Source organism: Arthrobacter melezitosi (genome assembly GCF_054511055.1).
Genome location: NZ_JBTNDJ010000024.1, coordinates 22,776 through 29,342, shown reverse-complemented (window position 1 = coordinate 29,342; position 6,567 = coordinate 22,776). Strand labels below are relative to the sequence as shown.

Below are 6,567 nucleotides of genomic sequence, written 5' to 3'. Positions count from 1 at the left end.
CTGACCCTCCCCCGGCCGAAGGCCCCGGCGAGGATCTCCAGCGGGGCCGGGGTTCCCTGGCCGCCGGCGGGCACCGCCGGCTGGGTACTCGAGGCCAGGCGCAGCCGCCGGTTCGCCTCGCCCCGGCCGATCCCCAGCCGTGCCCGAAGGTAGTCCGCGGTATCCCTAAACTCCGACCGGGTACCGCCCCCGCCCTCCGGCCCGGCCGCGGCCGCGGGCCACGGGCCGTCGCCGGGATCGGCGAGGCGGTGCTGGTCGGCGGCGTGGGCGCCCAGGACCTGCAGGTGGTCGATGACCTTGGAAAGCTCCTCAATGCGGGTCACGGTTTCTGCCACCTCTTGGCGTGCCAGCAGCAGGAAACGTCCGGAGAAGACAGCGGCAAATTCGATGAGCTCGGCATGGACTGCGGAGAGTAGCTCCCCGCTGCCCGCGTGCTCCTCGACCGGTGCCGTTGCCATGCCCCCATTTTATCGAACGGGTGTTCGAATTGCGCCCGAAAAGGGCCGATGTGGAGGAGAAGTGAGAGAAAGATATCCACAGGCGGTAGCGCTCAACACCAGGCCCAGACACGGAACAGAACCGACGGAACAACCACCAGCCTGCTGTCATGCCATCCGCAGTTCCTAACGATCGTTGCTCCGACGCCGCCGGTCAGCACTCCACTTCACATTGCCTCCAAGCAGGAGCAGGGCGCCCCCGACGAGGAGAACGATTGCCCCCTGCGAAATCCCGGGACGAGCCAACCACCACAAGCCGATAAGCAAAAGGATGAGCCCATTGGTCATCAGTCACGGCCCGGCGTTATCGACCCTCACGTGATCGTCCTCCAACCGCCGGCCCGTAACAGGGAAGGGTAAACAAACGAACCTGCCCCAAGAATGATGATGGCTCTTCGAAGCATGCGTTCCTGATCGATCGGTTCCCCCCTTTCCCTGAGGCTGCGTGCGGCCCATAAGGCGTTGATTATCATCGCGGCCAGACCCAGATACGCCAGTGCGGGATGACCACTGAACTCCTTCCGGGGGTAAATGAGGCTCAATTTGTGCCGTACGAATTACGGTACGCCCGGCAAGCGCCACCTGTACCCCCGATTTCCAGAAATATTCCGCGGCATGTAGGGCTGACCCATTGTGGGTAGGCCCATTGTCGTAAGCATTTCGAGGCCCGATATATCGAGCTGATCACAAATCCAATCATTATGAACGGCATCAGGCGCGGCCCGAACGGTAGGGCGTCGCAACCACATGCCGGCACGATGGCACACTGGGTCGATGCGTGAGCTCGTTATCCTCGGCACCGCCTCCCAGGTTCCCACCCGGACCCGCAACCACAACGGCTACTTCCTGCGTTGGGACGGCGAAGGGCTCCTGTTCGATCCGGGCGAGGGAACCCAGCGCCAGATGATCCTCGCGGGCGTGGCCGCGCGCCGCATCACGCGGATCTGCCTCACGCACGTGCACGGCGATCACTGCTACGGCCTGCCCGGGGTGCTGTCGCGGATGGTGCTCGACGGCGCCGACCACCCGGTCCACCTGCACTACCCGGCCTCGGGTGAGGAGATGGTGCGGTCGCTGGTGGCGCTGGCCACGCCGGGACTCGACCTCCGGCTCCACCCGCACGGGACGGCCGGGCCGATCGCCGAAGGCCTCGAGGTGCGCCCCCTGCTCCACCGCATCGACACCTTCGGTTACCGGCTCGCGGAGCCGGACGGGCGGACCTTCCTGCCCGACCGGCTGGCGGCCGCCGGAATCGCCGGCCCGGATGTCGGGCACCTGCAACGCAGTGGAAGCCTCCGAGGCGTCCGGCTGGCGGATGTCAGCATCCGCCGGCCGGGCCGGAGTTTCGCCTTCGTAATGGACACCGCGCCGTGCCGGGGCGCCGAGGAGTTGGCGGACGGGACGGACCTGCTGGTGGCCGAGTCAACCTTCAGCGATGAGGACGCCGCACTGGCCGGGCAGTACCGTCATCTCACCGCGGGACAGGCCGGCGCCCTCGCGCGTCATGGCGGTGTGGGAACCCTGGTGCTGACGCATTTCTCCTCACGGTACGACGACGTCGGGGTGCTGACCGGGCAGGCGCGCGCCGCGGCGGCCTCGACGGCGGTGCTTGCCGCCAACGACCTCGACCGGATCCCCTTTCCCCCGCGCCGGGGCTCACCCCCGACCCGCGCTGCACACGCGTGAGGCGTGGGATGAACCCGGAGCGGCGATCCCTTCACAGCGGTGCGGTTAGTTGGTGGTTTCCGCAGTCTGCTGCGCCGGCGCCGCCCAGCTTGCCAGGAGTCGAAGGCGCTCCTCGTGGGTTGTGCCGGGCTCGGCGGTGTAGACGCTGAGGCTGTGGACGGCCCGCGGAAAGGTGGGCAGGGTCAGGGACTGGTAGGTCAGCTCCAGCTCCCCCGCCACGGGGTGCCGCAACCGCTTGACCCCCTCGTGGCGGAAGCGGATGTCATGCGAGGCCCACAGGGTGCGGAACTCGCGGCTCAGGGTGGACAGCTCGCCCACGAGCTCCCGCAGGGACCGGTTGTTGGGGTCACGCCCGGCCTCGGCGCGAAGCAGTGCCGCAGTCGCGGCGGCCCCGTCCTCCCAGTTCACGACGAACTCCCGGGCGGCCGGCTCCAGGAAGTGGAAGCGGGCGAAGTTCGCGGAGCCGTTGGTGGCGCTGGATCCGCCGGCGAACATTGGAGCGTGAAGCGCCCGGCCCAGCGGGTTGCTGGCGACGACATCGAGCCGACCGTTACACACGAACGCGGCCGAGAGGGTCATCGAGTCCAGCAGCCACTGCACCGAGGGCGCCACCCCGGCGTCCGCCCGGCGGGGTGCCCGTCGTGCCGGCCGGGCGGCCCGTGCCAGCTCGAACAGGTAGAGGCACTCCTCATCGTCCAGCTGCAGTGCGCGGGAGACGGCCTTGAGCACGTCGTCGGAGACGCCGCTGATGTTGCCCTTCTCCAGCCGGGCGTACCACTCGGTGCTTACGCCGGCGAGCACCGCAACCTCCTCGCGGCGCAGTCCCGGAACCCGCCGCCGGCTGCCGGCCGGCAGGCCGACCTGTTCGGGGCGCAGTTTCGCTCGGCGGCTGGCCAGGAAGTCCCGGATGTCAGCGCGGTTCTCGGGCTGCTTGTCCATGGGTCCACAATATCCCCAGGTCCCGCGGGCTGAGGGGGGAGAACCTGTCCCCCCGATAAAGGCAACCTTCTCCCGGCGGGGGAAACACTGTCGAATTGATGGAAACGGCATCGAGGGCATCAAGAGGATGCCCGGTGCGCCTGCGGGAGCACCCGAGCCGCCCTTAGGAGAAACCATGCTTTCTGTTCCTGCCTATGCAGCGCCTTCAGCGACCGAGGGCCTGATCCGCACCACCATCGAGCGCCGCGCCGTCGGGCCACACGACGTGCTCATCGAGATAAAGTTCGCCGGTATCTGCCACTCCGACATCCACACCGTCCGCGGCGAGTGGGGGCCGCAGCAGTACCCGCTGGTCCCCGGCCACGAAATCGCCGGAATTGTCACCGAAGTGGGCACAGAAGTCACCAAGCACGCCGTCGGTGACCGGGTGGGCGTCGGCTGCATGGTGAACTCGTGCCGCGAATGCGTGAACTGCCGGAAGGGCGAGGAACAGTACTGCCTCGCCGGGTCCATCGGCACCTACGGTGTGGTGGACCGGGACGGAACGATCACCCAGGGCGGCTATTCCACGCACATCGTGGTGACTGAGGACTTCGTCGTCAGCATCCCCGACGGGATCGGCCTTGACGCTGCCGCTCCGCTGCTGTGCGCGGGCATCACCACCTACTCACCGCTGCGTCACTGGGGCGCGGGCCCCGGACGGAAGGTCGCCGTCGTCGGGCTCGGTGGCCTCGGCCATATGGCGGTTAAGCTCGCCTCCGCCATGGGCGCGGAGGTCACCGTGCTCTCCCAGTCGCTGAAGAAGCAGGAGGACGGCCTGAAGCTGGGCGCCGCCCACTACTACGCCACCAGCGACGAGAACACCTTCACGGACCTGGCCGGTTCCTTCGACCTGGTCATCAATACGGTCAGCGCCCCGCTAGATATCAATGCGTACCTCCAACTGCTGGCCCTCGACGGCGCCCTGGTGAACGTCGGAGCCCCGGCGGAACCGCTCCCCGTCAACGCGTTCTCCCTCATCATGGGCCGGCGCTCATTCGCCGGTTCGATGATCGGCGGTATCCGTGAGACCCAGGAAATGCTCGATTTCTGCGCGGAGCACGGACTCGGTGCGGAGATCGAGGTCATCCCGGCGAGCAGGATCAATGACGCCTACGAACGCGTCCTGGCCTCCGACGTGCGGTACCGGTTCGTCATCGACACCTCGACCCTCGGCTAGGAGGATCCCGCGGCAGCGGCCGGTGCCCTGCGACGCCCCGGGGGCCCGAGCTCCGGCCTGCCGCATGGCTAACGGGGTGGCTGGGCCCCCGCCGGGACCGGTCGGCCAGGCTGACGACTGCGGCGCCGGCGGTCACCGCCGCGGCAAGCCCGAGTGGGGCCCAGGAACCGAACGTGACGGCAGCACCGGCGGCTGCCGTCCCGGCCGACCCCGCAGCGATCTTGAGGGCACCGACCCAGATGAAGACCTGGCCGCGCGCTGCCTGTGGGGCGTATTCGCTGCGGCCGGCGAGCGTTGCGGCGAAGAACAGCGCATTCGCGGTCCCGGCAAGGCAGAACGCCGCGAGGGAGGCCTCGAAGGTGGGGGTGAGCAGAGTGAGGGCGAGCATCACCGCCACGAGGAGGGCCAGGGAGCTCATGAGGCGGTCGGCATCCCTTTGAAGCGGGCGGATCATGAGGGCCGCGGAGCCGAGGAGGTTCCCTGTTCCGTATGCCGCCACGAGGGCGCCGGCGGCCGGGGGCGTGTCGAGCGTGGCAGCGGCCGCGCTGACGGGCAGCGCCGCCACGGAGAACGCCACGGAGAACGCCACGGTGACGGTGAGCAGGAGGGTACGGCGCAGCGGGCCGGAGCGCATCATCAGGCGGAGGGTCCGTACGGGCCCCGGCACGTCGGCCTCCTGAACGGGTGGCGCCTGTCTGGGCAGGGCGAGGATGCCTCCCGCTCCGAGGACGGCGGCCGAGGCGAGGAGGAGGGTTGCGGTGAGCGGATCGGCCGCTGCGGCGAACCAGGCGACGGCGGCGGGGCCGAGGGTTCCGGCCAGCCCATAAGTTGCCACATCCCAGCTCTGCGCCCTGCGCTGGCTCGTCTGCGCCGGACCGGCGATGGCGGGCAGCCGGCTGCTGATTCCACCGGTCAGCATGGGTCCGAAGAGGCCCGACGCGAAGAGCAGCAGGGCCGGCCAGGGCGGCCACGCCACCGGCAGCAGCAGTGCCGCGGCGCCGAGGAGCAGCCCGTGGAGGACTGCGGACAGCGCGATGACCTTCCTGCCGTCGTGAGCGGTGTCAAGGCGCCGGGCGATGAACGGACCGAACAGGTGCGGCGCGGTGATCGAGGCACCGAGGACGCCGGCCAGCCAGCCCGGCAGCCCGCTGTCGAGGGCGAGAAGCACGATGGCGACGACGGCGCCGCCGTCGGCGCTGCGCACGAGGGTCGCGGCGGCGACGTAGCGGGCCAACGCCGCCGCCCGGTGGTCCCCGGGCTGCCCGGATCCGGCACCGGTTCGGCCTCCGTGGCCGCCTCCGCCCGGGCCGGTGGTGGCTCCGGGCTCAGCCGTCGAGTCGGAGGTCACGGATCACCCCGTCCACGCGGGCCCGCTGCTGGTCGTTCAGCCCCTGGATGGGCAGCGGAAGGCAGTTCTCCGCCGCCAGTCCCAGCCGTTCAGCGATGGCGGCGACGACGCGGATGCTTCCGCCGTATTCGGTGAAGAGCTGCCACAGCGGGGCGAGGCGTTCGGATTCGGCGGCGGCGTCGGCGGTCCGTCCCGCCTGGGCTGCCCGGGTCAGGCGCAGGGCGGCGGCCGGCAGGGTGCCGCCGATGACCGAGTACCAGGCCTCGCATCCCGCGGCCAGTCCCGCGGCAGCAGCGGCGTCCCCCGACACCCCGATCGTCACGTGGGCGGGGATGGCCGAGCGGATCTCCCGCACGCGCGCCCGGGCGGACGCCGGATCCGACGGCACGGCCGGAATCTTGATGGAGGCGATCCCGGGCAGCCGGGCGATGCGTTCGTAAAGTCCGGTTGAGAAGGCGAATCGGGTGGTGCCGGGGTTGTCGTAGACGATCACGGGCAGCGGCGAGTGCTCGGTCACCGACCGGTAGAGGCCGAACACCTCGTCGCCGGTGAGGGGCTGGTACGTCATCGGCGCAAGCAGGAGGGCGGATGCTCCGGCCTGTTCGGCGAGGTCGGCGTGCGTGAGGACCTGCGAGGTCCGCAGCGCCCCGATCCCGACGAAGACCGGGACCGGCCCGGCATGCTCCACCGCCAGGCGGGCTACGCGGGCGCGCTCGCCGGTGCTGAGGTAGGCGTAGGAGCCGGTGGAGCCCAGTGCGGTGATGGAGTCGACCCGCGCCTCCCGCAGCCGCGCCACGAGGCGGACGAACGCGGCTTCGTCAACGGCATCCTGGGTGAGCGGGGTGAGGGGGAAGGCGCTGAGACCCGTGAACATGTCG

7 protein-coding genes are annotated in these 6,567 nt (G+C 69.8%); 2 read left to right on the top strand and 5 right to left on the bottom strand.

Going from position 1 to position 6,567, the window contains the following annotated elements; genetic code table 11:
- Both ACX80W_RS15935 and ACX80W_RS15930 read right to left on the bottom strand, forming a co-directional pair.
- Positions 1 to 458 (bottom strand): hypothetical protein (locus ACX80W_RS15935; protein ID WP_459285002.1); only part of this gene is annotated, 458 nt, incomplete at its 3' end.
- Positions 459 to 623: 165 nt separating this feature from the next.
- Positions 624 to 785, bottom strand: coding sequence for a DUF308 domain-containing protein (locus ACX80W_RS15930; RefSeq protein ID WP_459285001.1), 162 nt, complete (start codon positions 783 to 785; stop codon positions 624 to 626).
- Positions 786 to 1,271: 486 nt separating this feature from the next.
- On the opposite strand from ACX80W_RS15930, the gene ACX80W_RS15925 reads away from it, so the two are divergent.
- Complete coding sequence (locus ACX80W_RS15925) at positions 1,272 to 2,183, top strand: ribonuclease Z (RefSeq protein ID WP_459284999.1); 912 nt, start codon at positions 1,272 to 1,274, stop codon at positions 2,181 to 2,183.
- Positions 2,184 to 2,228: 45 nt separating this feature from the next.
- Here ACX80W_RS15925 and ACX80W_RS15920 read toward each other — a convergent pair whose 3' ends face one another.
- Positions 2,229 to 3,122 (bottom strand): helix-turn-helix domain-containing protein, encoded by an 894-nt coding sequence (locus ACX80W_RS15920; protein ID WP_459284997.1) that lies wholly within the window; start codon positions 3,120 to 3,122, stop codon positions 2,229 to 2,231.
- Between the two features lie 175 nt (positions 3,123 to 3,297).
- On the opposite strand from ACX80W_RS15920, the gene ACX80W_RS15915 reads away from it, so the two are divergent.
- A complete protein-coding gene (locus ACX80W_RS15915) occupies positions 3,298 to 4,341 on the top strand; it encodes an NAD(P)-dependent alcohol dehydrogenase (RefSeq protein WP_459284996.1) in 1,044 nt (347 codons plus the stop codon).
- Here ACX80W_RS15915 and ACX80W_RS15910 read toward each other — a convergent pair.
- Positions 4,316 to 5,689 carry an MFS transporter gene (locus ACX80W_RS15910; RefSeq protein WP_459284994.1) on the bottom strand — a complete coding sequence of 458 codons (1,374 nt, stop codon included), beginning with the start codon at positions 5,687 to 5,689 and terminating at the stop codon, positions 4,316 to 4,318. The genes ACX80W_RS15915 and ACX80W_RS15910 overlap by 26 nt on opposite strands.
- Complete coding sequence (locus tag ACX80W_RS15905; RefSeq protein WP_459285005.1) at positions 5,667 to 6,563, bottom strand: dihydrodipicolinate synthase family protein; 897 nt, start codon at positions 6,561 to 6,563, stop codon at positions 5,667 to 5,669. The genes ACX80W_RS15910 and ACX80W_RS15905 overlap by 23 nt, the downstream gene beginning before the upstream one ends.
- Between the last annotated feature and the right edge of the window lie 4 nt (positions 6,564 to 6,567).

Excerpts from the sequence above, each read along its gene's own strand:
- ACX80W_RS15905 (WP_459285005.1), bottom strand. The coding sequence starts at position 6,563 with ATGTTCACGGGTCTCAGCGCCTTCCCCCTCACCCCGCTCACCCAGGAT.
- ACX80W_RS15920 (WP_459284997.1), bottom strand. The coding sequence starts at position 3,122 with ATGGACAAGCAGCCCGAGAACCGCGCTGACATCCGGGACTTCCTGGCC.
- ACX80W_RS15915 (WP_459284996.1), top strand. The coding sequence starts at position 3,298 with ATGCTTTCTGTTCCTGCCTATGCAGCGCCTTCAGCGACCGAGGGCCTG.
- ACX80W_RS15930 (WP_459285001.1), bottom strand. The coding sequence starts at position 785 with ATGACCAATGGGCTCATCCTTTTGCTTATCGGCTTGTGGTGGTTGGCT.
- ACX80W_RS15925 (WP_459284999.1), top strand. The coding sequence starts at position 1,272 with ATGCGTGAGCTCGTTATCCTCGGCACCGCCTCCCAGGTTCCCACCCGG.